Consider the following 24,952-nt stretch of genomic DNA (forward strand, 5'->3'; position numbering starts at 1 on the left):
TGACTGGCAGCGGCAGGCGCGCGGCACAGCCGCCGCACCCGCTCTCAGCCAAACACCCGCTGCCACAACGCGAGCACCGCTTCACGCTCGGCCGTCACCAGCGCCGGCTCGACCCGCGCCTTCTCCATTCCGTCCAGCCGCAACTTGTGCTGCAACCTGCGGTACGTGCGGTAAGCGGCGCCGACCGTCTCCGCTTCCGCCTCGCTCATCAAGCCGAAGCGCGACACTTCCCGCAGCAGCGCAATGTTGCCGGTATTGCGGATCAACTCTGGATCGCTCGCCGCGTGCAGCAGTACCCAGTACTGCACCGTGAATTCGATATCCACCATCCCGCCGCGATCGTGCTTCAGGTCGAACAGCGCCGTATGGTTCGGATGCCCGGCCTCGACACGTTCGCGCATCTCGACGATCTCTTTCGCGAGCGGCGCCGCTTCGCGCGGCGTGGTCAGCACCTGCTCGCGGATCGCCTCGAAGTTCGCGCCGATCTCGGCGTCCCCCGCGCAGTAACGCGCGCGGGTCAGCGCCTGGTGCTCCCAGACCCATGCCGTGTTGGCCGCGTCGCCCTCGCGCAGCTGATAGCGGCGAAACGCGTCCAGATCGGTAACGAGCAAGCCCGACTCGCCGTTCGGCCGCAAGCGCAAGTCGACGTCGAACAGGGTGCCGGCGCCGGTTGCGGTCGTCAGCCACGTAATCAGGCGGCGGGTGTAGGTGGAATAGACGTCGGCGGCGGCATCGTCGGGATCGTCGTAGAGGAAGATCACGTCGAGGTCGGACGCGTAGCCGAGCTCCTTGCCACCCAGTTTGCCGTACGCAATCACGGCGAAACGCGGCGCCTCGCGGTGACGTTTGGGCAATTGCTTCCAGACCGCCTCGAGCGTTACGTCGAGCACGGCGTCGGCGAGTTCGGACAGCCGGTCGCTCACATGTTCGACGCTCAGCTTGCCGGCCAGGTCGATGAGCAGAATGCGGAACACCTCCGCCTGGTGCGCGTGACGCAGCAGATCCATCTGTTGTTCGACGCCGTCGGCGGCGGCCAGACGCAGGCGCAACGTGCGTTTGAATTCAGGCCAGTCGAACGGACTGTTGAGCGCTTCATCGTCCAGCAGTTCATCGAGCAATTGAGGATGGCGGATCAGATAGCCGGCCGCCCAACGCGACCCGCCCAGCACCGACAGCACGCGATGCAGCGCCTGCGGATATTCCGTCAGCAGCGCGAGATACGCGCCGCGCCGGCTCACCGCTTCGAGCAGGTCGAAGAAGCGCGCCACCGTGTCGCCGCGCCGCTCGGCCGGCTCCAGCGTGCGGGCCGCTTCGAGCGCCCGTTGCGCGACGATGTCGAAACGTTGCCGGCTGCGCTCGGCCAACCCCGCGTAACGCGACGACTGCCACACCGCGCGCAAGCGCGCGAGCAGTTCGCCCGGTTCCGCCACACCCAGTTCGATCAGACGCGCCTGCAACGCATCCTCGGCGCTGTCGTCGGCGAGCGCGCTGCTCCAGACCCACGCCGCGGCGCCGTCTTCGGGCGCGCCGCAACCGTCGCGGCCGCTCACCTTGTCAGCGAAAATCTGGTCGAACTGCTGTTCGACCAGTTCGCGATGCGCGTCGAGCCTGGTCATCAACTTTGCGTAGTCGTCACAACCCATCGCGTGGGCAAGCGCCGCACGTTCGTCGGGATCGACCGGCATGGCATGGGTTTGTGCGTCGTTGCGGTATTGCAGACGATGCTCGAGCTCGCGCAGGAAACGGTACGCCTGCGAGAGCTTCACGCAGACCGCGGTATCGATCAGGCCGTGCGCCGCGGCATGCCGCAACACGGCCAGCGTCGGCCGCACGCGGAAGCCGGCGTCCTGTCCGCCGCGGATCAGCTGGAATACCTGCGCGCTGAATTCGATTTCGCGGATACCGCCCCGCCCGAGCTTGATGTCGTCCGCCTTGTCGGGCCGCATCGACGCGCGGCGCTGCGCCTCCTGGCGAATCTGCAGATGCAGCGCCCGGATCGCGCTGATCACGCCGAAGTCGAGATAGCGGCGATAAACGAACGGCGTGACGATCGCGTCGAGCTGCTTCTGCAAACGCTGGGCGGCGTCGCTCGTCCCTTCGGACACGAGGCGGCCCTTGATCCACGCATAGCGCTCCCACTCGCGGCCTTGCACGTAGAAATATTCTTCGAGCATACCGAGGCTGCAGACGAGCGGCCCCGAGTCGCCGTTCGGCCGCAGACGCATATCCACCCGGAACACGTAGCCGTCGGCGGTAACTTCGGCCAGCGCGCCGATGAGGCGCTTGCCAAGGCGCGTAAAGAAGTCCTGCGTGGCGATCGGCGAACGCTGGCCGCCCGCGGTCTCGCCGTCCTCTTCATAGACGAAGATCAGGTCGATATCCGACGACACGTTCAGTTCGCGCCCGCCCAGCTTGCCCATTCCCACCACGCCGAGCGCGAGCCGTTCGCCCTGCGGTCCGCGCGGCTCGCCGTACAGCGTTTCGAGATCGGCGGACAAGACGGCGAGCGCACGCTGGATCGTCGTCTCAGCCAGATCGGTCATCGTCCCGGTGACCTCGGCGACGTCCGCCTTGCCCGTCAGATCGCGCTCCATCACCGCGCAAAATACCTCCGTACGCAGTTGGCGCAAAGCCCGTTTGAGTGCATCCTCGCTCAATGGCGCCGCGGCCGCGCCGGCCGCCTCTGCGCACAATGCGTCAAAGCGCGCGTCGATGCGCTCGCGGGTCAACGGCGCGGACGCAAGCGCGGCTACGTGTGCCACGAGTGGCGGACGGGCCGCCACGGCACGCGCTGCATATTGCGAATAGCTGGAACTCTGGAGAGTGGCTTCAGTCATCAAGGGTCTGGCTCGCTTCTAGCTTGGGTCAGCGTGGTTCAGTACGTTACGGCACAGGGGCTGGCGGTCTCGCGCAGGTCGCGGGACGGCATGCGGACAGGGTTTGCAGGAGGTCCGCCGACGCTTTCCCGTGTGTTACATTTCGTCGTTAATTCGCAAAACTACCATACCCGCCACCCGCCGCAGCATGTCCGAGCGAAACGAATCCGTCGAACCGCGCGATACCGGGCAGGTCCGGCCCGCGGAAGGAATCGGCCACATCGTGCTGCATCGGGCCTCGCACGTGGTCCTCGCGATCGCGATCGTCCTTTACTTCATTGCGGCGGCCCTGTTTCTTACCCTGCGCTACGTGGTGCTGCCGCGCGTCGACGAATTCCGTCCGCGGATCGAGGCCATTGTCTCGGAGAAGCTGCACACGCAGTTCACCATCGGCAAGCTCGCGCCGCATTGGAGCGGCTTCCAGCCGGGTCTCGACGTCACCAATCTGGTCATTCGCGATCACGAAGGCAAGCCCGCGCTGACGATTCCGCACGCCACCGCGGCACTTTCCTGGAAGTCGCTCTGGCAGTTTCATCCGGCGCTCTCCAGCCTGATCGTCGAGCAGCCGGACGTGCTGGTCTCGCGCAGCAGCGACGGCGTGCTCTCGGTGGCGGGCGTGCCGGTGCCGACCCGTCACAGCGGCAACGACACACTGTCCACCTGGCTATTGCGCCAGCAGGCCATCGTGCTGCGCGGCGGCGCGCTGCGCTGGCGCGACGCGCAGCACGACGCGCCGGAACTGGCGCTGCGCGACATCCGGATCGCGATTCTCAACGACGGCTACGATCACCGGCTGGCGCTGCAGGCACCCGCTGACGGCCAGGTCCTGCACGGCCCGATCGATTTCCGCACGCATTTCACGCACGCGCGGCTCTCCGCGATCGGCAAACCGATCAACTGGACCGGCCAGGTGTACGTTTCGACCGGCCCGGTCGATCTGCCGACGCTCGCGCGCTACGTCAATTTCCCGATCGAGACGTTCGCCGGGCGCATCGACAACGCGATCTGGGTCGACTTCACCGACGGCCGCATGAAGTCCGCGGGCGGGCAACTGGCCGGCACCGACGTCGCCCTGCGCGTGCGGCCAACCCAGCCCAAGCTGCTCCTGCCCGTTGCCCATTTCTCGTGGCGCCTCGAGGCCGACGAGGGCGGCGAGTACAACCTGCAGCTGCACGACATGCGCGCGGAACTCGGCCAGCCACCGCTCGACGACGGCACGCCGCTCACCCGCACGCTCGCGTTCACGACGCTGAACGGCCGCTACCGGACCGCCTCCCAGCAGCACGGGCAACTCCTCAGCGTGAACGGCGATCGCGTGGATCTGGGCATCCTCGCGGAATTCAGCCGGGCACTGCCGCTGCCGCGGCGCCTGCTGAACGAACTCGTGCGCTTCAATCCACGCGGTCTGGTGGCCAACTATGTGATCGAGTTCGAGCGCGGCAAACCGGAGTCCGGCGAGGCGGGCAGCGACCATCGCCCGAGCGGCGCCGAACCGATCGAGCGCTATCGCTTCAAGGGTGATCTGCAAGGCATCAGCGTCGCGGCGCAGGAACCGCCGCCGGGGCTGACCGCGCGCAATCACCCGCGCGCCGGCATACCCGGCATTGAAAACCTGTGGGGCAGCATCGATGCCGACGAAAACCACGGCACCGCGCTGCTCGACACCTCCAATGTCGCAATCACGCTGCCAGGCGTATTCGACGATCCGCGCCTGCTGCTCGACCGCCTGCACGGCCGCGCCGACTGGACCATTGCGCAGAAGATGCCGGGCGGGAACCACCGGCCCTTCACCATGAAGCTGGCCGATTTCAGCGTCTCGAATGCGGACGTGGATGCCACCGCCACCGCCGACTACAGCAATCCCGGCCAGGGACGCGGCTCGCTCGACCTGAGAGCCGACTTCCAGCGCGCCCAGGTCACGCGCATCGTCCGCTATCTGCCGACCAGCATCAGCGAAAAGCTACGCATCTACCTGGGCCATGGGCTGCAGGCCGGCATGTCTCGCGGCGCCAGCATCGAGATCCACGGCGATCTGACCAAATTCCCCTATTCCCGCGATCCGGACGCCGGGCTGTTCCATATCGTCGCGCCGTTCAAGGGCGCCAAGTTCGATCCGACGCCCTTCCCGCCGCGCAAGATGAAGAACGGCACGCCGAACGTGTGGCCGGCGCTCGACGGCATCGACGGGGTGTTCGAACTCAAGCAGAACCTGTTGCGCTTCGACGTCGACCGGGCGCATTACAAGCAGATCGCGCTCACCGGCGTCAGCGGCAAGATCGACGATCTCGGCACCAAGGCGTCGAGCCTCGTCATCAAGGGTGATGGGCATGGGCCGCTCGCCGACATGCTCGACTATGTCGATGCGAGTTCGCTCGGCATCATGGCCAAGCACGAAACCGAGAAAATCCACGCTGAAGGGCCGGCGTCGCTCGCGCTTCAGCTGACGGTGCCGCGCACACCCAAACCGCACATCGCCGTGGAAGGCGCGGTCGGCTTCCAGAACAACCGTTTGAGCGTGCAGAACGTGCCGCCGCTGTCGCAGCTGAAGGGCAAGGTGCACTTTACCGAGCATACGGCGCAGGTGGATCGTCTCTCCGGGCAGTTCCTCGGCGGCGACATGCACGCGAACGGCGGCCTGAAGAAGGACGGCACGTACGCGCTCGACCTCGGCGGCCACATCGCCGTCGACGCGGCGCGCGGCCTCGATCTGCATGGCGCCGCCGCGCAGGTGCTCACGCACATGAGCGGCAGCGCGCCCTACGCGTTTAACGTGCGGGGCGCGAAGGGCCGCCTGCCGGAGGTGACGGCAAACTCCGATCTGACGGGACTCGCGCTCGACTTCCCGGCGCCGTTCAACAAGCCGGTCGGCACGCCCATGCCGCTGCGCTTCGCGGTCAGCCCGTCCGCCGCGCCGGGCGACGCCGGCCTGGAGCGCGCTGATGTCACCCTCGGACCGATCGCCGCCACCTATCTGCTGCGTTATCAGCCAAAAACACCGCCGACGGTCGTGCGTGGTGCGATCGGCGTCAACAAGCCCGCCGATCTGCCGTCCGACGGCGTGATCGCGGCCGTCGACATGGAAACGTTCGATGCCGACGCATGGCGCGCGCTTATTGCGCAGATGCGCAGCAAGGAGGCGCCCGCCACCGCCTCCTCCGCCACAAACTCCTCCGCCGCATCGGCCACACCGGCGGCGGCACCCGCCGCGCCGAACCCAGCCGTCGCGCAATTCCTGCCGAGCCGCTTTGCGCTGCACATCGGCACACTCACGCTGCTCAAGCGCCACTGGGACAGCGTGATCGTCGGCGCGTCGCATACGGACAACACGTGGCAGGCGAACATCGCGTCGAATCAGGTGTCCGGCCACGTATCGTGGCTGCCGGGCGCGACCAAGGGATCGCCCGGCACGCTGCAGGCGCGCCTTGCCCGCGTGGTGATTCCATCGGTCACCGACAAGGACCTGCTCGGCCAGGCGATCTCGGCGCCCGCGCAGAACATGCCGTCGATCGATCTGGTGGTGAACGAATTGATCTTTCGCGACCGCAATATCGGCCGTCTCGAAGTCGACGCGCACAACTTCGACGAAGACGGCGTGCCGGTCTGGCAACTGGACAAGCTCGACATCACCAACCCCGCCGCCTCGCTGACCGCCACCGCCAACTGGCGCACCTCGTCGCGCCTCGGCAACAGCGCGGACGAAGACACGCCGCGCCGCACGGTGTTCGATTTCAAGCTCGATATCAAGGACGCCGGCGCGCTGCTGGAGCGCTTCGGCCAGCCGCGCACGCTCAAGGCGGGCAGCGGCACGCTGTCAGGCAAGGTGGTCTGGCTCGGCGGCCCGACCAGGATCGACTATCCGACGTTCAACGGCAACCTGGCCGTCGACCTGCGCCACGGCCAGATTCTCAAGGTCGATCCGGGCGTGGCGAAGCTGCTGGGCGTGCTCAGCCTGCAGAGCCTCGCTCGCTTCGCCACCCTGAACTTCCACGACGTGATCGGCGAAGGTCTGCCGTTCGAGCACGTCACCGCCACCGCGCAGATTCACAACGGCATCGGCCGCACCGAGAACTTCGAGATGGTGACCGCGCCGGCGCGCGCCGAGATGAAGGGCTCGGTCGACCTTGCCCAGGAGACCCAGGATCTGCACGTCAAGGTCGTGCCCACGATCAGTGCCGGAGCCGGCGTGATCGCCGCGACGGTCATCAATCCGCTGCTTGGGCTGGGTGCGCTGGTGGCCGATGTGGTGTTCTCCCAGTCGGTCTCCCATGCGTTCGCGCGTGAGTACGCAATCACCGGTTCGTGGTCGAAACCGCACGTCGAGCGGGTGAAAGGCGATCGCGGTAAGATGGACGCTCCGGCTTCGACCGTCGAAGCGAACTGAGCCCGGATTCGACCGTTTGCCCGGTCGAACGGGCGCCGTGCCGCACCGGCGGGCGCAGCCAGCCCTGAACGACGTCCGCGGCGCCCGCCATTCGCGCCGCCGCCTTGCCGGGAGTTTCTCGAAACGCTCATGAGCGAAACACACGTCTCATCAACCGAATCCAGCCAATCCCTGGACAGCACATTCCGCGTCGCCGCGCTGCAGATGGTGAGCACGCCGGAGCGCGAGCGCAATCTGGCCGAAGCCGGGCGCCTGATCGCCGAAGCCGCCGCCGGCGGCGCCCAACTGGTTCTTCTGCCCGAATACTTCTGCTTCATGGGCTACAAGGACACGGACAAGCTCGCCGTACGCGAAGCCTACCAGGACGGCCCGATCCAGCGCTTTCTCGCCGACGCCGCGCGCCGCCACCAGGTCTGGGTGATCGGCGGCACGCTGCCGTTAATGTCACCGGAGGCGTCGCGCGTGCTGAACACCACGCTGGTGTTCGACCCGCAGGGCAACGAGGCCGCCCGCTACGACAAGATCCATCTGTTCAACTTCGAAAAAGGTGAAGAATCGTTCGACGAGGCGCGCACCATCTGCCCCGGCGGCGAGGTTCGCACCTTCGAGGCGCCGTTCGGGCGCGTGGGCCTGTCGGTCTGCTACGATCTGCGCTTTCCGGAGCTGTACCGGCGCATGGGCGATTGCGCGCTGATCGTGGTGCCGTCGGCGTTCACCTACACCACCGGCCGCGCGCACTGGGAAATGCTGCTGCGTGCCCGGGCGGTCGAAAATCAGTGTTACGTGCTGGCCGCGGCGCAAGGCGGCAAGCATGAAAACGGCCGCCGCACATGGGGCCACAGCATGCTGATCGACCCGTGGGGCGAGATCGTCGCGGTGCGTGACGAAGGCGCCGGCGTGGTTGCCGGCAATCTCGAGCGTACGCGCATCGACGAAGTGCGGCAAAGTCTGCCGGCCTGGCGTCATCGCGTGCTTAGCTGATTCCTCAGTTGCCTCCTCAGTTGCCTCACTTGATAAACCTGTCTGCGTGACATTGAAACTGCGGCGCCTTCCACCCATATGCCGATGGTGGCGCCAACCGAATCCTTCGTATCGAGCAGAACATACTTCGCATGAATATCATCGAACCCAGTATCCGTAATCTCGCCGCCGCCAAGGACATCCTCCTGACGCCCTACGGTCTCGACGAATCCCTGCTCACCCGCACGCTCGCCGAAATCTTCACGCACCGCATCGACTATGCGGACCTGTACTTCCAGGCCACCCGCAGCGAAGCATGGAGTCTCGAAGAAGGCATCGTGAAATCGGGCAGCTTCAGCATCGACCAGGGCGTCGGTGTACGCGCCATATCGGGCGACCGAACCGCGTTCGCGTACTCGGACGACCTGTCGCCCGAAGCGATTCGCCAGGCCGCCATCGCCACACGTGCGATCGCCAAGGCCGGCGGCGGCAAGCAGAAGATCAAGGTGGCCTCGTCGCTGACCGGCATCGCCGGGCGCGATCTGTACCTGCCGTCCGATCCGCTGCATTCGCTCGACGCCACCGCCAAGGTCAAGCTGCTCGAGCGCATCGAGCAGATGGCGCGCGGCCGCGATCCGCGCATCCAGCAGGTCATGGCCGGCCTCGCGGGCGAATACGACGTGGTGCTGGTGGCGCGCAGCGACGGCGGCTTCGCGGCCGATATCCGTCCGCTCGTGCGTGTCTCGGTCACGGTGATCGCCGAACAGAACGGCCGCCGCGAAATCGGCAGCGGCGGCGGCGGCGGCCGCTTCGACTATGCGTATTTCACGGACGACGTGCTGTCCGGCTATGTCGACGACGCCGTGCATGCGGCGCTGGTGAACCTCGAAGCCCGCCCGGCGCCCGCCGGCGCGATGACCGTCGTGCTCGGACCGGGTTGGCCGGGTGTGCTGCTGCACGAAGCGATCGGCCATGGTCTCGAAGGCGACTTCAACCGCAAGGGTTCGTCGGCGTTCGCGGGGCGGATCGGCGAGCAGGTGGCGGCCAAGGGCGTCACCGTGGTGGACGACGGCACGCTGCCGAACCGCCGCGGCTCGCTCAATATCGACGACGAAGGCAATCCGACCCAGTGCACCACGCTGATCGAAGACGGCATTCTGAAGGGCTATATCCAGGACACGCTGAACGCGCGCCTCATGAAGATGCCGGTCACGGGCAATGCGCGCCGTGAATCGTATGCGGCGCTGCCCATGCCGCGTATGACCAACACGTACATGCTCAACGGCGACAAGGACCCGCAGGAAATCATCGAGTCCGTGAAGAACGGCCTGTATGCGGTGAACTTCGGCGGTGGCCAGGTCGACATCACCAACGGCAAGTTCGTGTTCTCGGCCTCCGAGGCGTACATGATCGAAAACGGCAAGGTCACCTACCCGGTGAAGGGCGCGACGCTGATCGGCAGCGGCCCGGAATCGCTCAAATTCGTCAGCATGATCGGGAACGACATGAAGCTGGATTCGGGCGTCGGCGTGTGCGGCAAGGAAGGCCAGAGCGTGCCGGTGGGCGTCGGTCAGCCGACGCTGCGCATCGACCGGATGACCGTGGGCGGTACGGCCTGATCAAGCAATCCACGCATACTTCGTGCACGTATTGCACGAAGTATGCGGATTTTCCGCATTTTTGCGCCCCGTGGGTTGTCAGCCGAGACTACCCGGGTTATAAAGTTACTCACCCTTTTTGACCTGCGACCTCATTTCGTCATGTCCGCCAAGTTTTATTTTTACTTTTTTTGGCATCTCAGACCGCTGGCGGATCGAGAGGGGTGTTAGTGCACGCAGGACACCGAGAATTCCCGAAAAACCGCCAGCTAGCCTGGCGGTTTTTTTTCGCCTCATGCCTTTGAAACCGCATTGAAACTTTTGTCATTGAAACCTTGTTGATTGTGCTCCGCTCTGGCGCTGCTGCTTCATCCCAGCCTTAGTTGCCCGCGCGAACACGCTACGAACCGATTCAGGAGAACAACATGCCCCCGCACAATACCGACGATGTCCGCATCCGCGAATTGAAAGAACTCACGCCGCCCGCTCACCTGATCCGCGAATTCGCCTGCGACGAAACGGTGTCCGACGTGATCTACAACTCGCGCACGGCGATGCATCGCATTCTGCACGGCATGGAAGACCGTCTGATCGTCGTCATCGGGCCGTGCTCGATCCACGACACGAAGGCGGCAATGGAATACGCGGGGCGCCTGGTCGAGCAGCGCAAGCGCTTCGCCGGCGAACTCGAAATCGTGATGCGCGTGTACTTCGAGAAGCCGCGTACGACGGTGGGCTGGAAGGGTCTCATCAACGACCCGTACATGGACAATAGCTTCAAGATCAACGACGGCCTGCGCACGGCGCGCGAGCTGCTGTTGCGCATCAACGAACTCGGCCTGCCGGCAGGCACGGAATACCTCGACATGATCAGCCCGCAATACATCGCCGACCTGATCTCGTGGGGCGCGATCGGCGCGCGCACCACCGAGTCGCAAGTGCACCGCGAACTGGCTTCGGGATTGTCGTGCCCGGTCGGCTTCAAGAACGGCACGGACGGCAACGTCAAGATCGCCGTCGACGCAATCAAGGCCGCCTCGCAGCCGCACCATTTCCTGTCGGTCACCAAGGGCGGCCACTCGGCGATCGTCTCGACCGCCGGCAATGAGGACTGCCACATCATCCTGCGCGGCGGCAAGACGCCGAACTACGACGCGGACAGCGTGAACGCCGCCTGTGCGGACATCGGCAAGGCCGGCCTTGCCGCGCGCCTGATGATCGACGCGAGCCACGCGAACAGCTCGAAGAAGCACGAGAATCAGATTCCGGTGTGCGCGGACATCGGCCGCCAGATTGCTTCGGGCGACGAACGGATTGTCGGCGTGATGGTGGAGTCGCATCTGGTGGCGGGCCGTCAGGATCTGCAGGAAGGCTGTGCGCTGACGTATGGCCAGAGCATTACCGACGCCTGCATCGGCTGGGATGAAAGCGTTGCCGTGCTGGAAGGCCTCGCCGAATCGGTCAAGCAACGGCGCGTGGCACGCGGCAGCGGCAACTGAACTGAACCCACGCTTATCGCGGCGTGGTTTCCTGAAAAACCCGGCTCGTTTGAGCCGGGTTTTTTATTTTGTTGGCCGAACGGACGAATGGTGCTCCACAAACCGCCTCTGTACCGTAACGACTCATGACCCTGTCGAAAGTGACTTGACGGGGGGCAGAGGTTACGTATAAGATTTTGTACATGAAAGGCGACTATGGAGCACGAAAAAGAAATCCGCTGGCTAGGCTCCAGCTATCACGATTTACTCGCCTTTCCAGAAGAGCCGCGTCGTCTGGCAGGGTTTCAACTGGGCAAGATTCAAGCGGGTCTGGACCCTGACGACTGGAAGCCGTTTGATTCAATCGGCGCTGGAACGCGCGAGATCCGCATTAGAGACACAGACGGCATTTTTCGCGTTATGTATGTGACCAAGTTTGTGGAAGCGCTGTACGTACTGCATTGCTTCCAGAAAAAGGCGCAGAAGCTGGGCTCGCACGACCGGAAAATTGCTGAAACGCGATACCGCGCCATCACAAACAATAGGAAAACTTAGCAAATGACGATCGACACCAAAATTCGTCACGTGACCCAACCCGGGGTAAATCTGTTTCTCGAACTCGGTTTTTCCGCTGCGGAAGCAAAGCGCCTGCACGCCGCGTCGCAAAAGCAGATCAACGACACGCGGCTGCTCAAGGAGCAGCTCATGACAGAACTGTCCAGCTGGATTGAACAGCATCAATTGAAGCAGGCCGAGGCTGCCGAAATTCTGATGGTGTCGCGCCCGCGCGTGTCCGACGTGGTCAATAAAAAAACCACCAAGTTCACCATCGACACCCTCGTCGAAATGTTGAGCCGGATCGGCAAGCCGGTAACACTCGCGATCGGCTAACGCGCATGACTTGCCGTGGCGTGCGTCTCTGGCGTCTGACGATGCGGGCCTAGACGGCGCCGCGGTCGTGCTGCCAGAGCACGTCAGACCCGCCATCCGCGCGGTTCAGGACGCGCGCCAGCACGAACAGCAGGTCGGACAGCCGGTTGACGTACTGGCGCGGCGCGGCATTGATTGCCTCGTGCTCGCCCAAGTCAACGATTGCCCGCTCGGCACGACGGCACACGGTGCGGCACACATGCGCGAGCGCCGCAGCACGCGAGCCCCCCGGCAGGATGAACTCCTTCAGCGGCGGCAAGGCCGCGTTGTAGTCCGCGAGCCAGTCATCGAGTTGGGCAAGATGCCGCTCGGTGATCATCGTATGGCCGGGGATGCAAAGCTCGCCGCCCAGGTCGAACAGATCATGCTGGATCGCGACCAGCGCCGCCCGCACTTTATCGGGCAGTGCTTCGCACAGCAGCACACCCAGGTTCGAATTGAGTTCGTCCACGTCGCCGATGGCGGCAATGCGCAGGCTGTCCTTGCGAACCCGGCTGCCGTCGCCGAGACCCGTGGTGCCGTCGTCCCCGGTGCGGGTGGCGATCTTGCTCAAGCGGTTGCCCATACTATCTCCCATGCTTTCGGTGCCGATGCGTCGGTGCCAACCATGAAGGCCGGCGCAAAACCGCCCATCAGGCACCGCGTTTATCCATATTGCGCTCATCGCAAAGCCGCCGCCATTATAGGAGCCCTGGCCGGCCGCAACGCCGTCCCACGGGCGATCGGCGTAAAATGAAACATCTGCTGCAAAACAGTGCCGCACCCAATATCAGGAGACATGCGTGAATCATCCCGTGCCGCCGGCCCCGCTGCGCCGGCCGTTTCCCGCCGAGTTGCTGAACGCGCTGAAAGCTGTCTTCGCCGATCGCGTGTCCGTCTCCGAAGCCGTGCGCGCCCATCATGGCCGCGACGAATCGCCGTTCGATCCCCAACTGCCTGACGCCGTCGTGTTCGCACGCACGACCGAAGAAGTGCAAGCCGCCGTCAAGCTGTGCGGCCAGTACGATGTGCCGGTCATCCCCTACGGCAACGGCTCGTCGCTCGAAGGGCATCTGCTGGCCGTGCAAGGCGGTGTGTCGATCGATCTGTCGGAAATGAATCGGGTCTTGTCGATCAACGCCGAAGACCTGACCGTCACCGTCGAGCCAGGCATCTCGCGCAAGCAGCTGAACGAAGCGCTGCGCGACACCGGTCTGTTCTTCCCGATCGACCCGGGCGCGGATGCGAGCATCGGCGGCATGTCGGCCACGCGCGCCTCGGGCACCAACGCCGTGCGCTACGGCACCATGCGCGAGAACGTGCTGGGCCTGAGCGTGGTGCTGGCCGACGGCCGCGTGATCCGGACCGGCACGCGAGCCCGCAAGTCCTCCGCGGGTTACGACCTGACGCGCCTGTTCGTAGGCTCGGAAGGCACGCTCGGCGTGATCACGGAAATCACCGTGCGCCTCTATCCACAACCCGAAGCGGTGTCCGCGGCGGTGTGCACGTTCCCGTCGATGGGCGACGCGGTGCGCGCGGTCATCGAAACGATCCAGATCGGCGTGCCGATCGCGCGGGTCGAATTCGTCGACTCGCTCGCGATCCGCTCGATCAATCGCCATTCGAACCTGACGCTGCGCGAAGCGCCCACACTGTTCTTCGAATTTCATGGCACCGAGGCCGGCGTGAAGGAACAGGCCGAACTGGTCCAGGAAATTGCCGCGCAGAATGCCGGCGAAGGCTTCGAATGGGCGACCCGGCCGGAAGACCGCAGCCGTCTGTGGAACGCGCGGCACAACGCCTACTTCGCCATGCTGCAACTGAAGCCCGGCTGCCGCGCCGTCACGACCGACGTATGCGTGCCGATATCGCGTCTCGCGGAATGCGTGGTGGAAACGGAACAGGACCTGAAGGAATCGCCGCTGCCCTGCCCGATCGTCGGCCATGTCGGCGACGGCAACTTCCACGTCGCGATCCTGATCGACCCGGACAAACCGGAAGAGCTCGCCGAAGCCGAGCGCCTGAACCATCGCATCGTGCAGCGCGCGCTGCGCATGGACGGGACCTGCACGGGCGAACATGGGGTCGGCCTGCACAAGATGGGCTTCATGCTCGAAGAACATGGCGAAGTCGCGGTCGATACAATGCGCTCGATCAAGCACGCGCTCGACCCGCGCAATCTGATGAACCCAGGCAAGATTTTTAACTGGGCGGCCTGAGGCATCGCAGGCGCCGTCTGGCTTCTTCAGACGGCAGCCAGTGGCTGCGGCATGGCAGCCGGACCGGACTCGCAAGATACGATGGGTGAAAGACTCGAGGAGACAAGTCAAATGACCGCGCCCGCCGAACTGACGGCCGAAGTACTCGCCCAGCGCCAGCGCGAAGTCGTGCAGGCGCTGATGGCCGTATTGCCAACCCAATGCCTGCTGTATCGCGAAGAAGACACGGTCGCCTACGAATGCGACGGTCTCGCTGCCTACCGGCGCCTGCCGCTCGCCGTCGCGCTGCCGGAGACGGAATCGCAGGTCCAGCGCATCGTGCAGATCTGCAATCGCCTCGACGTGCCGATCGTGCCGCGCGGCGCGGGCACCGGCCTGTCCGGCGGCGCCATGCCGATCCGTCACGGCGTGGTGGTGTCGCTCGCGCGCTTCAGGAAGATCGTCGAAGTCGACCCGTACGCGCGGACCGCCACGGTGCAACCAGGCGTGCGCAACCTGTCTATTTCCGAAGCCGCGGCGCCGTACGGCCTCTACTACGCACCGGACCCGTCGTCGCAGATTGCCTGCACGATCGGCGGCAACGTGTCGGAGAATTCCGGCGGCGTCCACTGCCTCAAATACGGTCTGACGGTGCACAACGTGCTGCGCGTGCGCGCCGTGACCATGGAAGGCGAGATTGTCGAGTTCGGCTCGCTCGCGCCCGACGCGCCTGGCCTCGACCTGCTCGCGGTGATGATCGGCAGCGAAGGCATGTTCGCGATCGTCACGGAAGTCACGGTCAAGCTGATCCCGAAACCGCAAACGGCGCAGGTCATCATGGCCAGTTTCGACGACGTCGTGAAGGGCGGCGACGCGGTTGCCAGCATCATCGCGGCGGGCATCATCCCGGCGGGGCTGGAGATGATGGACAAACCGGCTACGCGCGCGGTCGAAGAATTCGTCAACGCCGGCTACGACACCGATGCTGCGGCCATCCTGCTATGCGAATCGGACGGCACGCCCGAAGAAGTCGCCGATGAAATCGTGCGCATGACCGCGGTGCTGCGCGAACACGGCGCCTCGCGCATCCAGATTTCCCGCTCGGAGACCGAACGGCTGCGCTTCTGGTCCGGGCGCAAGAACGCGTTTCCGGCCGCCGGCCGCATTTCACCGGACTACTACTGCATGGACGGCACCGTGCCGCGCCGCAGTATCGGACCGCTGCTGGCGCGCATCGAGGCGATGGAAAAAACGTACAACCTGCGCTGCATCAACGTGTTCCATGCCGGCGACGGCAACATGCATCCGCTGATCCTGTTCAACGGCAACGATCAGGAAGAGTGGCACCGGGCCGAGGCATTCGGTTGCGACATCCTCGAAGCCTGCGTCGAACTGGGCGGCACGGTCACCGGCGAGCACGGCGTCGGCATCGAGAAGATCAATTCGATGTGCGTGCAGTTCTCGCCCGAGGAGCGCGATGCGTTCCACGCGGTCAAGCGGGCTTTCGACGCACCCGGCCTGCTCAACCCGGACAAAGGCATTCCTACGCGAGCGCGCTGCGCCGAATACGGCAAGATGCACGTGCGCGGCGGTTTGCTGCCGCATCCCGAGTTGCCGCGGTTTTAACGCATGCGCCGCGCAGAGCTTGCTCCGGCGGCGCTTCCCTGCTCCCACCCTGATTACCCGATGCGGGTCCGCTCCTGGTTGCCAGCGAGCCCCCGCCCGGTACAATCAGCCGAAACATAACGAAGCAGGGCACCATGGAAGAGGACGACATCGTCGCCATGTGGTCGGAACGCGTGCGTTCGGCCAGCGCCGATGGACGCGCATTGCGCATCCGGGGCGGAGGCACCAAAGACTGGTACGGTCAGACGCTGGAAGGTGAGATCCTCGACACGCGCGCTTATCGCGGCGTCATCGCCTACGACCCGGCGGAACTGGTCATCACCGCGCGCGCGGGCACGCCTCTGCTCGAGATCGAGGCCGCGCTCGCCGAGCACGATCAGATGCTTGCTTTCGAGCCGCCGCACTTTGGGCCGCAGGCTACCTTCGGCGGCTGTATCGCGGCGGGAATAGCGGGTCCGCGGCGCCCGTCAGCCGGCGCGGCGCGCGACTTCGTGCTTGGCGCGGTCATCATGAACGGCCAGGGGCAAAAGCTGCACTTCGGCGGCCAGGTGGTGAAGAACGTCGCCGGCTACGACGTCTCGCGTCTGATGGCCGGCTCGCTCGGCACCCTCGGGCTGATCCTCGAACTGTCGATCAAGGTGTTGCCGCTGCCGCAAGCCGAAGCCACGCTCAAATTCGACATGAACGGCACCGACGCGGTCCGCAAGCTCAACGAATGGGGCGGCCGGCCGCTGCCGATCACGGCGAGTGCATGGCGTCACGGCACCCTGGCGGTGCGCCTCGCCGGCGCCGAATCCGCGGTCAAGTCAGCGAAAATGGCGCTCGGCGGCGAAGTAGTCGATGCGGTCGAAGCGGAACGCTTCTGGGCTGGCCTGCGCGAACAGACCGATTCGTTCTTCGCGGCCATTCCGCCCAAGGCCGCCCTGTGGCGCCTCGCGCTGCCTTCGATCACGGAACCGCTGCAACTGCCGGGCGCACAACTGATGGAATGGGGCGGCGGCCAGCGCTGGTGGATTACCGACACCGACGCGCAAACCGTGCGCATCAGCGCTCGGCAAGCCGGCGGCCATGCCACCATCTTCCGCGCCGGCCACGGCTACGACCGCAGCGCCGGTGTGTTCACGCCGCTTCCCGCGCCGCTGATGAAAATCCATCGCGGCCTGAAAACCGCATTCGACCCGGCCCGCATCTTCAATCGCGGCCGTATCTACCCTGACTTCTGAGCGACGCGATGCAAACCAACCTCGCGGACTTCATTCGCAACACGCCCGACGGCGACGAAGCCGACAGCATTCTGCGCAAGTGCGTGCACTGCGGCTTCTGCACGGCGACCTGCCCGACTTATCAATTGCTTGGCGACGAGCTGGACGGTCCACGCGGGCGGATCTATCTGATCAAGCAGATGGTCGAAGGCGCGCCGGTCACGCGCAGCACCCAGGTTCACCTCGACCGTTGCCTGACCTGCCGCAATTGCGAAACGACCTGCCCTTCGGGCGTGCAATACGGCCGGCTGGTGGAAATCGGCCGCAAGATCACCGAAGAAAAAGTCACGCGCCCGCTCAGCCAGCGGCTCATGCGGCGCATGCTCGCGAGCTTCGTGCCGAACAGCGCGCTCTTCACACCGACCATGCGGCTCGGCCAGCACTTCCGCCCGTTCCTGCCGAAGAAACTGCGCGACAAGGTGCCGGCGCGGCAGAAACCGCTCGAATGGCCGATCGCGAAACATCCGCGCAAGATGCTGATGCTGGCGGGCTGTGTGCAACCGTCGATGATGCCGAACGTCAACATCGCCACCGCCCGCGTGCTCGATGCACTCGGCGTGGAAACGGTGATCGCGCCGGACGCCGGCTGCTGCGGGGCGATCCGTCTGCATCTGGGCTACCACGACGACGCGCTCGACGACCTGCGCGCGAACATCGACGCATGGTGGCCGCATATCGAACAAGGTGTGGAAGCGATCGTGATGAACGCATCCGGCTGCGGCGCGACGGTCAAGGAGTACGCGCACTTGTTGCGCGACGATCCGGCGTATGCGGAGAAGGCCCGCCGCGTGGTGGAACTGACGCGCGACATCGCCGAAATCCTGCCGGAATTCGAGGAAGCACTGGTCTCGGCCACGCGCCGCCGCTCGGTTCACACCGTGGCTTTTCATCCGCCCTGCACCTTGCAGCATGGCCAGCAGGTGCGAGGCGCGGTCGAGCATCTGCTGACCGCTCTCGGCGTCGAAGTGCGGCTGCCGGCCGACAGTCATCTGTGCTGCGGTTCGGCGGGCACCTACTCGCTGACGCAGCCGAGGCTGTCGTACGCGTTGCGCGATCAGAAGCTCGAGCAGTTGCAGGCTCAGGAGCCGCAGATCATCGTGTCGGCGAACGTCGGCTGCATCGCGCATCTGCAAAGCGGCACGTCGACGCCGGTCGCGCATTGGATCGAGTTGGTCGAGCACATGCTGTCCGTATAATCCGCTCATCGACTTTCGCTGGATTTACGGTTCCGCCATGCCCGATCTGATTCACAACCTCGAAGCGGTGCAAGAGCGCATCGCGAAGGCCGCGCAGGCGGCTGGACGCGACGCAAGTTCGGTCCATCTGCTCGCGGTCTCGAAGACCTTTCCCGCCGAAGATGTGCGCGCCGCCCACGCCGCCGGCCAGCGCGCATTCGGCGAAAACTACGTGCAGGAAGCCATCGCCAAGATCGAAGCGCTCGCGGATCTGCGCGCCGCGCTCGACTGGCATTTCATCGGCCCGTTGCAATCGAACAAGACCCGGCCGGTCGCGGAGCGCTTCGACTGGGTGCACTCGGTCGATCGCCTGAAAATCGCGCAGCGGCTCTCGGAGCAGCGCCCGGAGAATCTGCCGCCGCTCAACGTGTGCCTGCAGGTCAATATCAGCGGCGAGGCGTCGAAAAGCGGCGCGAGCATTGCCGAAGCGGCGCAGGTCGCGCACGCCATCGCCGCTCTTCCCAAACTGAAACTGCGCGGCCTGATGGCGATTCCGGAGCCGGCCGGCGGCCTCGACGAGCAGCGCGTGCCGCATCGGCAGCTACGCGAGCTGTTCGAACGTCTGCGTGGCGATGGACTCGAACTCGACACGCTCTCCATGGGCATGTCGGCCGACCTCGAAGCCGCTGTGCTCGAAGGCGCGACAATCGTGCGCATCGGCACCGCGATCTTCGGCGCGCGAGATTACTCCCACTGACCTCCCGGGCCCCTTCGGGTTCTCCACGGCACCTCATTCGGAACATCATGAAAATTGCATTTATCGGTGGCGGCAACATGGCCGCCGCGTTGATCGGCGGCCTCATCAAGCGCGGTATCGCCCCGGCTGATCTCTACGCGATCGATCCCAACGAAGACGCGCGCAAGCGCAACGAGCAGCAGTTCGGCATCAAGACCGGCGCCGCCGCGGACGCCGCGCTCGCCGGGTACGACGCCGTCGTGCTGGCGGTGAAACCGCAGATCCTGAAGAGCGTCGCCGAGGCTGTGGCGCCGCATCTGAATGCGTCGCAACTGGTGGTGAGCATCGTCGCGGGTATTCGCATGGGTGATATGTCGCGCTGGCTCAACGGTCACGGCCGCATCGTGCGGGTCATGCCAAATACGCCGGCGCTGATCGGCATGGGCGTGACCGGTCTCGTGGCAACCGCGAGCGTCGATGACTCCGGTCGCGCGCTCGCTTCGCAGGTACTCGGCGCGGTCGGCGAAACGGTCTGGTTCGATGATGAAGCAAAAATCGACGCCGTCACCGCGATCTCGGGCAGCGGGCCGGCCTACGTGTTTTATTTCATCGAGGCGTTGCAGGAAGCCGCGCGCCAGCTCGGCATGGACGAAGCGCAAGGCCGTGCGCTGGCGGTGGCGACCTTTACCGGTGCGGCGCAACTGGCCGCGAACTCCGGCGAGCCGCCAAGCCTGCTGCGTGAGCGAGTGACGTCGAAGGGCGGCACCACGGCGGCGGCTCTGGCGTCGTTCGAGGCGAGCGGCATCAAGGATGCAATCGTGCGCGGCGTACTCGCCGCTGACGCGCGCGCGCGGGAAATGGGCGACGAGTTCGGCCAGCTATAAGCAATCAGCGATCAGCGGCGGGTACGCCGGCGCGGCGCGCTTAGAACGAAGCCGCCGCGTAATGCGCGGCGATACCGGCAAAGAGGGCGCCGCCCAGCCAGTTGTTATGCCGGAACGCCGCGAAGCACGGCATCCGCTCACGATTGCGGATCAGCGTGTAGTGATAGATCGCGCAACCCACGGCGGCCGCCCATCCCAGCCAGTACAGCACACCGAAACCGAGCATCACGCCGATGCCGACGTAAATTCCCAGCGTCACCGCATAGCAGATCATGATCGCGGCCACGTCGAAGCGGCCGAAGGTCAGCGCTGAGGTGCGGATGCCGATCTTGATATCGTCGTCGCGATCGACCATTGCATACTCAGTGTCATACGCCACCGACCAGAACACGTTGGCGAGCAGCATCACCCATGCGAGCGTCGGCACGTGATCCTGAATTGCGGCAAACGCCATGGGAATGCCAAAGCCGAACGCAATGCCCAGATAAGCCTGCGGAATCGCGAAGAACCGCTTGGTGAACGGATAGGAACCGGCAACGAACAGCGCCGCGACCGAAAGCTCCTTGGTCAGCGTATTCAGCGGCAGAATCAGCAGAAACGCCAGCAGCGACAAACCGGCCGCCAGCGCCACCGCTTCCCACGCCTTGATCTTGCCCGACGTGATCGGGCGATTCGCCGTGCGCTTGACGTAGCGGTCGAAATCGCGGTCCGCATAGTCGTTGATCGCACAGCCCGCCGAGCGCATCAGCACCGTGCCCACCGTGAAGATCACCAGCAGCGGCCACGAAGGATGACCGTTGGACGCGATCCACAGCGCGTTGAGCGTCGGCCACAGCAGCAGCAGACTGCCGATCGGCTTATCCATGCGCACGAGGCGCAGATACAGGGGAAGTCGGGCGAACATGGGCGGATTCGGTGAAATTGCGAGGGCGGTGCCGCCATTTTACGGGATGCGGACGGCGGACCGCTTTCCGGTGGGCAGAGGCGAGAAAGCGGCGCCGCAAAAAACAAAACCTCCCAACAGGGAGGTTTTGTTTTTATCGCAGTTCGACGCGGGAGCCGGAACGAAACTCCCTGTGTGCACCAATGCTCAAGCCAGCATCGAGCGCAGCATCCATGCGGTCTTTTCGTGCGTTTGCATGCGTTGCGTCAGCAGGTCGGCGGTCGGCTCGTCGTTGGCGGCTTCCGTTGCCGGGAAAATCGCGCGCGCGGTACGCACCACGGCTTCCTGACCTTCCACCAGCTGACGGATCATGTCTTCCGCCGCCGGCACGCCGTCCGCTTCCGGAATCGACGAGAGCTTCGCGAAGTCCTTGTAAGTGCCCGGCGCATGCACGCCCAGCGCACGAATCCGTTCCGCGATCGAATCGACCGCCAGTGCCAGTTCGTTGTACTGCGTTTCGAACATCAGATGCAACGTGTTGAACATCGGACCCGTCACGTTCCAGTGAAAGTTGTGGGTCTTCAGATACAGCGTGTAGGTGTCGGCAAGCAGGCGCGACAGCCCTTCTGCAATCTTCTTGCGATCCTTGTCGCTGATCCCGATGTTGACGTGCTGTACTGCTTCTTTTTTGGCCATGATGACTCCCTTGAAGAGTGATACGAACCGATATGAAAAGCGGCGGTCTGCGTGTGGCAAACCCGACCCGTCGAGCGCCCGACAGTTTATCTTAGAACGCTGCTGCGCTCGTGCCACGGTGACCCCTTGCCGCATCCACGGCCTGCGCCGGGATCAGCCGCCCACCGCGTGCTGCAGCGCCTGCGTGGCGATCACGGCGAACCCGCTCGCGAAGATGGCGAGGCCCATTGCCTTGCGCGCCATCCCCGCATATTGCTGACGTGCGATGCTTGCGGCGGGCGCTTCGCCGATGGTGGCCAACATCATCTGGATCATGATCGTGCTCCTCGATTCGTATCGGTAATTCTGGCGGGACGCCAATGCGCCCCGCCCTGCTGCAACGTTTTAACTGCCTGACTGCCGCTTACTTCTGGCTGGCTTTCGCGAGATCGGCGATAGCGGCGATCACGCCTTCCGCATAAGCCGGATCGGCGCGGCGGAAATGCTCGATCTGACGCGCGACGATCTCCTGCGGCACACCGTTGATATGGCGTGCGATGTTGCCGAACAGACGCTGGCGCTGTGCCGCGTCGAAGAGCGCGAACAACATGCTGGGCTGCGTGTAGTAGTCCTCGTCCTCGCGATGCTCGTAGCGATCCACCGCGCCCGCCGCGAGCGGCGGTTCGGACGCGTTGGCGTCCTGCGCGAAATCGCCGAAACGGTTCGGCTCGTAGTTCACCTGGCCGCCGAGATTGCCGTCCGTGCGCATCGCGCCGTCGCGATGGAACGAATGCGGATTCGGCGCACGCGGCGCGTTCACCGGAATCTGGTGATGGTTGATCCCGAGGCGATAACGCTGGGTGTCACCATACGAGAACAAACGGCCTTGCAGCAGGCGGTCCGGCGAGAAGCCGATACCCGGCACCACGTTGGCCGGCGTGAACGCTGCCTGCTCCACGTCCGCGAAATAGTTGGCCGCGTTGCGGTTCAACTCGATCGTGCCGACGTCGATCAACGGGTAGTCCTTCTGCGACCACACCTTCGTGATGTCGAACGGGTTGAAGCGATACGTCGCGGCATCGGCTTCCGGCATCACCTGAATCGCGAAGCGCCACGCCGGGAAGCGGCCCGCGTCGATGCTGCCGACCAGATCGCGCTGCGCGCTTTCACGGTCTTGCGCGACCACCTGGGCGGCTTCGGCATCGGTGAATTTTTCAATGCCCTGCATCGACTTGAAGTGGAACTTGACCCAGAAGCGCTCGTTGTTCGCGTTGATGAACGAGTACGTGTGCGAGCCGAAGCCGTGCATCTGACGGTAGTTCTTCGGAATGCCGCGGTCGCTCATCAGAATCGTCACCTGATGCAGCGATTCCGGATGACGCGACCAGAAGTCCCACGCGGCGACGTTGTTGCGCATGTTGGTGTACGGATCGCGCTTCTGCGTGTGAATGAAGTCCGGAAACTTCAGCGGATCGCGGATAAAGAACACCGGCGTGTTGTTGCCCACCACGTCCCAGTTGCCCTCTTCCGTGTAGAACTTGATCGAGAAACCCCGCACGTCGCGTTCCGCGTCGGCCGCGCCGCGCTCGCCGGCCACCGTCGAAAAGCGCATGAAAAGCGGCGTTTCCTTGCCGACTTGCGCGAACACTTTCGCCTTCGTGTAGCGCGAGATGTCGTGCGTGACTTTCAGCGTGCCGAACGCGCCCGAGCCTTTTGCGTGCACGCGGCGTTCGGGGATCACTTCGCGGTCGAAGTGAGCGAGTTTTTCGAGCAGCCATACATCTTGCAAAACAACCGGGCCGCGAGCGCCGGCGGTCATCGAATTCTGGTTATCCGCGACGGGTGCGCCGGCGGCATTGGTGAGCTTACGTTCGGACATGCGTGACTCCTGAATGACTCTTATCGGGACGGAATGTGGGGACAGGCGTGGCGCATTGACGCCGGAAATTCATGCATCAGGCGTGTATCAGGCCGAAAGGGCCCGGTCGACCAGCAGAGACAACGCGACCGTACGCAAGCTGGCCAGAGGTGCGGCGAAACCGCTGTTTGCGGCGGCAGGCTGGGCGGCGAGAGTCGGGGTTTGCTGCGGGTTCGATGACGGCATGATTTCCTCCAGGTCTTATGGGATCGGGCGATCCATGGAGGAAACTATAACAAAACTATCGAATTACTGCTTTTGATTAATTTTATCTATTCGATAGGGCTTGCGGCTATCGGCGCCGCTGGGAGCGCCGGACCCGCTGCCGAAGCGAGCGTGGCGGGCCGGCGTGGGTACGTGTGTGGATGCAGACCCGCCGTTAGTTGACGGCGACCGGCAGATCCAGCTTCGTGACACCAGGCAGATCGCAGGCGTTGATGGCGTCGCAAATGGCCTCGATGGCGGGCATGCGGGTGAAGCTCTTGCGCCAGGCCAGCACGACGCGGCGATCCGGCACGGGATCGCCGAATGCGACGTAACTGAGCAGGCCTGGGTCGATGCCACCTGCTTGCGGCTTGACTTCGTGTACCGACATACGAGGCATCACGGTAATGCCGACACCGCTCGCCACCATATGACGAATGGTCTCGAGCGACGACCCTTCGAAGGTTTTCTGGATGCCGTCCGCGTTTTGCGAAAAGCGCATCAATTCCGGACAGACGCCGAGCACGTGATCGCGGAAGCAATGGCCGCTGCCGAGCAGCAGCATGGTTTCCTGCTTCAGATCGTCGGCGTCGATTTTCGGGCGGTTTTCCCACGCGTGGCCCGAAGGCAGCGCGACGACGAACGGTTCGTCGTACAGCGGCCGCAGCATCAGGCCGGTTTCCGGAAAGGGCAGCGCCATGATGGCGACGTCGATTTCGCCTTGCTTGAGCAGCTCGATCAGCTTGAGCGTGTAATTTTCCTGCAGCATCAAGGGCATCTGCGGGACGCGCTTGATCATTTGCTTGACGAGCGTGGGCAGGAGGTACGGCCCGATCGTGTAAATGACGCCGAGGCGCAGCGGCCCGATCAGCGGGTCTTTGCCCTGTTTGGCGATTTCCTTGATGGCGAGCGTTTGCTCGAGCACGCGTTGGGCTTGCGTGACGATCTGTTCGCCGATGGGCGTGACGCTGACTTCGCTGGTGCCGCGCTCGAAGATCTGCACGTTCAGTTCGTCTTCGAGCTTCTTGATGGCGACCGACAGGGTCGGCTGGCTGACGAAACACGCTTCGGCGGCACGGCCGAAGTGCCGCTCGCGGGCCACGGCGACGATGTATTTCAGTTCGGTGAGGGTCATTCGGGGACCAATCAGTACAGTGGGTTCGATAGGTTCTAGTTATACACCGATAGG

At 64.4% G+C, this 24,952-nt stretch carries 20 protein-coding genes; 12 read left to right on the top strand and 8 right to left on the bottom strand.

The genetic code is table 11. The annotated features are described in order from the left end of the window. Positions 1–44: 44 nt before the first annotated feature. On the bottom strand, positions 45–2,837 hold the full coding sequence (glnE, locus tag A6V37_RS15300) for a bifunctional [glutamate--ammonia ligase]-adenylyl-L-tyrosine phosphorylase/[glutamate--ammonia-ligase] adenylyltransferase (RefSeq protein WP_064272552.1): 2,793 nt from the start codon (positions 2,835–2,837) through the stop codon (positions 45–47). Positions 2,838–3,024: 187 nt separating this feature from the next. Here glnE and A6V37_RS15305 point away from each other — a divergent pair, with 187 nt between their 5' ends. The 6 genes from A6V37_RS15305 (at position 3,025) to A6V37_RS15330 (ending at position 12,184) form a co-directional block, all read left to right on the top strand. After that, positions 3,025–7,257, top strand: a complete 4,233-nt coding sequence (locus A6V37_RS15305; protein ID WP_064286113.1) for a YhdP family protein — start codon at positions 3,025–3,027, stop codon at positions 7,255–7,257. A gap of 129 nt (positions 7,258–7,386) precedes the next feature. Further along, positions 7,387–8,238, top strand: coding sequence for a carbon-nitrogen hydrolase family protein (locus A6V37_RS15310; protein ID WP_064272554.1), 852 nt, complete (start codon positions 7,387–7,389; stop codon positions 8,236–8,238). Positions 8,239–8,369: 131 nt separating this feature from the next. Further along, the gene (gene tldD / locus A6V37_RS15315) at positions 8,370–9,836 is read left to right on the top strand and encodes a metalloprotease TldD (protein WP_064286114.1); all 1,467 of its coding nucleotides are present in this window, start codon (positions 8,370–8,372) and stop codon (positions 9,834–9,836) included. A gap of 404 nt (positions 9,837–10,240) precedes the next feature. Next, a complete protein-coding gene (aroG, locus tag A6V37_RS15320; RefSeq protein ID WP_064272556.1) occupies positions 10,241–11,314 on the top strand; it encodes a 3-deoxy-7-phosphoheptulonate synthase AroG in 1,074 nt (357 codons plus the stop codon). A gap of 195 nt (positions 11,315–11,509) precedes the next feature. Further along, positions 11,510–11,848 (top strand): type II toxin-antitoxin system RelE/ParE family toxin, encoded by a 339-nt coding sequence (locus A6V37_RS15325; RefSeq protein WP_064272557.1) that lies wholly within the window; start codon positions 11,510–11,512, stop codon positions 11,846–11,848. Between the two features lie 3 nt (positions 11,849–11,851). Continuing rightward, positions 11,852–12,184: a helix-turn-helix domain-containing protein gene (locus tag A6V37_RS15330; RefSeq protein ID WP_064272558.1), complete on the top strand. Its 333-nt coding sequence runs from the start codon at positions 11,852–11,854 to the stop codon at positions 12,182–12,184. 49 nt (positions 12,185–12,233) lie between these two features. Here the strand turns inward: A6V37_RS15330 and A6V37_RS15335 are convergent, their stop codons facing one another. Beyond that, complete coding sequence (locus A6V37_RS15335; RefSeq protein WP_064272559.1) at positions 12,234–12,788, bottom strand: cob(I)yrinic acid a,c-diamide adenosyltransferase; 555 nt, start codon at positions 12,786–12,788, stop codon at positions 12,234–12,236. Positions 12,789–13,005: 217 nt separating this feature from the next. Here A6V37_RS15335 and A6V37_RS15340 point away from each other — a divergent pair, with 217 nt between their 5' ends. The 6 genes from A6V37_RS15340 (at position 13,006) to proC (ending at position 20,083) form a co-directional block, all read left to right on the top strand. Continuing rightward, complete coding sequence (locus A6V37_RS15340; protein WP_064272560.1) at positions 13,006–14,421, top strand: FAD-linked oxidase C-terminal domain-containing protein; 1,416 nt, start codon at positions 13,006–13,008, stop codon at positions 14,419–14,421. Positions 14,422–14,532: 111 nt separating this feature from the next. Further along, positions 14,533–16,026: an FAD-linked oxidase C-terminal domain-containing protein gene (locus A6V37_RS15345; RefSeq protein WP_064272561.1), complete on the top strand. Its 1,494-nt coding sequence runs from the start codon at positions 14,533–14,535 to the stop codon at positions 16,024–16,026. A gap of 134 nt (positions 16,027–16,160) precedes the next feature. Then, positions 16,161–17,249: a glycolate oxidase subunit GlcE gene (glcE, locus tag A6V37_RS15350; protein ID WP_064272562.1), complete on the top strand. Its 1,089-nt coding sequence runs from the start codon at positions 16,161–16,163 to the stop codon at positions 17,247–17,249. Between the two features lie 8 nt (positions 17,250–17,257). Further along, positions 17,258–18,484 carry a glycolate oxidase subunit GlcF gene (glcF, locus tag A6V37_RS15355; RefSeq protein ID WP_064272563.1) on the top strand — a complete coding sequence of 409 codons (1,227 nt, stop codon included), beginning with the start codon at positions 17,258–17,260 and terminating at the stop codon, positions 18,482–18,484. Positions 18,485–18,521: 37 nt separating this feature from the next. Further along, positions 18,522–19,220: a YggS family pyridoxal phosphate-dependent enzyme gene (locus A6V37_RS15360; protein ID WP_064272564.1), complete on the top strand. Its 699-nt coding sequence runs from the start codon at positions 18,522–18,524 to the stop codon at positions 19,218–19,220. 47 nt (positions 19,221–19,267) lie between these two features. Next, positions 19,268–20,083 (top strand): pyrroline-5-carboxylate reductase, encoded by an 816-nt coding sequence (proC, locus tag A6V37_RS15365; protein WP_064286115.1) that lies wholly within the window; start codon positions 19,268–19,270, stop codon positions 20,081–20,083. A 40-nt stretch (positions 20,084–20,123) separates the two neighbouring features. On the opposite strand, the gene ubiA is transcribed toward proC, so the two are convergent. The 6 genes from ubiA to A6V37_RS15385 all read right to left on the bottom strand — a co-directional run bounded on the left by ubiA (position 20,124) and on the right by A6V37_RS15385 (position 24,898). Continuing rightward, a complete protein-coding gene (gene ubiA, locus A6V37_RS15370) occupies positions 20,124–20,987 on the bottom strand; it encodes a 4-hydroxybenzoate octaprenyltransferase (RefSeq protein ID WP_064272566.1) in 864 nt (287 codons plus the stop codon). A gap of 186 nt (positions 20,988–21,173) precedes the next feature. Further along, the gene (locus A6V37_RS15375) at positions 21,174–21,662 is read right to left on the bottom strand and encodes a Dps family protein (RefSeq protein ID WP_064272567.1); all 489 of its coding nucleotides are present in this window, start codon (positions 21,660–21,662) and stop codon (positions 21,174–21,176) included. 153 nt (positions 21,663–21,815) lie between these two features. Beyond that, complete coding sequence (locus tag A6V37_RS41385; RefSeq protein WP_165614514.1) at positions 21,816–21,977, bottom strand: hypothetical protein; 162 nt, start codon at positions 21,975–21,977, stop codon at positions 21,816–21,818. A gap of 88 nt (positions 21,978–22,065) precedes the next feature. Further along, entirely contained in the window at positions 22,066–23,520 is a 1,455-nt protein-coding gene (locus A6V37_RS15380; RefSeq protein ID WP_064272568.1) for a catalase, read from the bottom strand. A gap of 87 nt (positions 23,521–23,607) precedes the next feature. Beyond that, on the bottom strand, positions 23,608–23,745 hold the full coding sequence (locus tag A6V37_RS41390; RefSeq protein WP_165614515.1) for a hypothetical protein: 138 nt from the start codon (positions 23,743–23,745) through the stop codon (positions 23,608–23,610). Positions 23,746–23,938: 193 nt separating this feature from the next. After that, on the bottom strand, positions 23,939–24,898 hold the full coding sequence (locus A6V37_RS15385) for a LysR substrate-binding domain-containing protein (RefSeq protein WP_064272569.1): 960 nt from the start codon (positions 24,896–24,898) through the stop codon (positions 23,939–23,941). Between the last annotated feature and the right edge of the window lie 54 nt (positions 24,899–24,952).

The sequence above is a fragment of the Paraburkholderia ginsengiterrae genome, from assembly GCF_001645125.1.
GTDB lineage: Bacteria > Pseudomonadota > Gammaproteobacteria > Burkholderiales > Burkholderiaceae > Paraburkholderia > Paraburkholderia ginsengiterrae.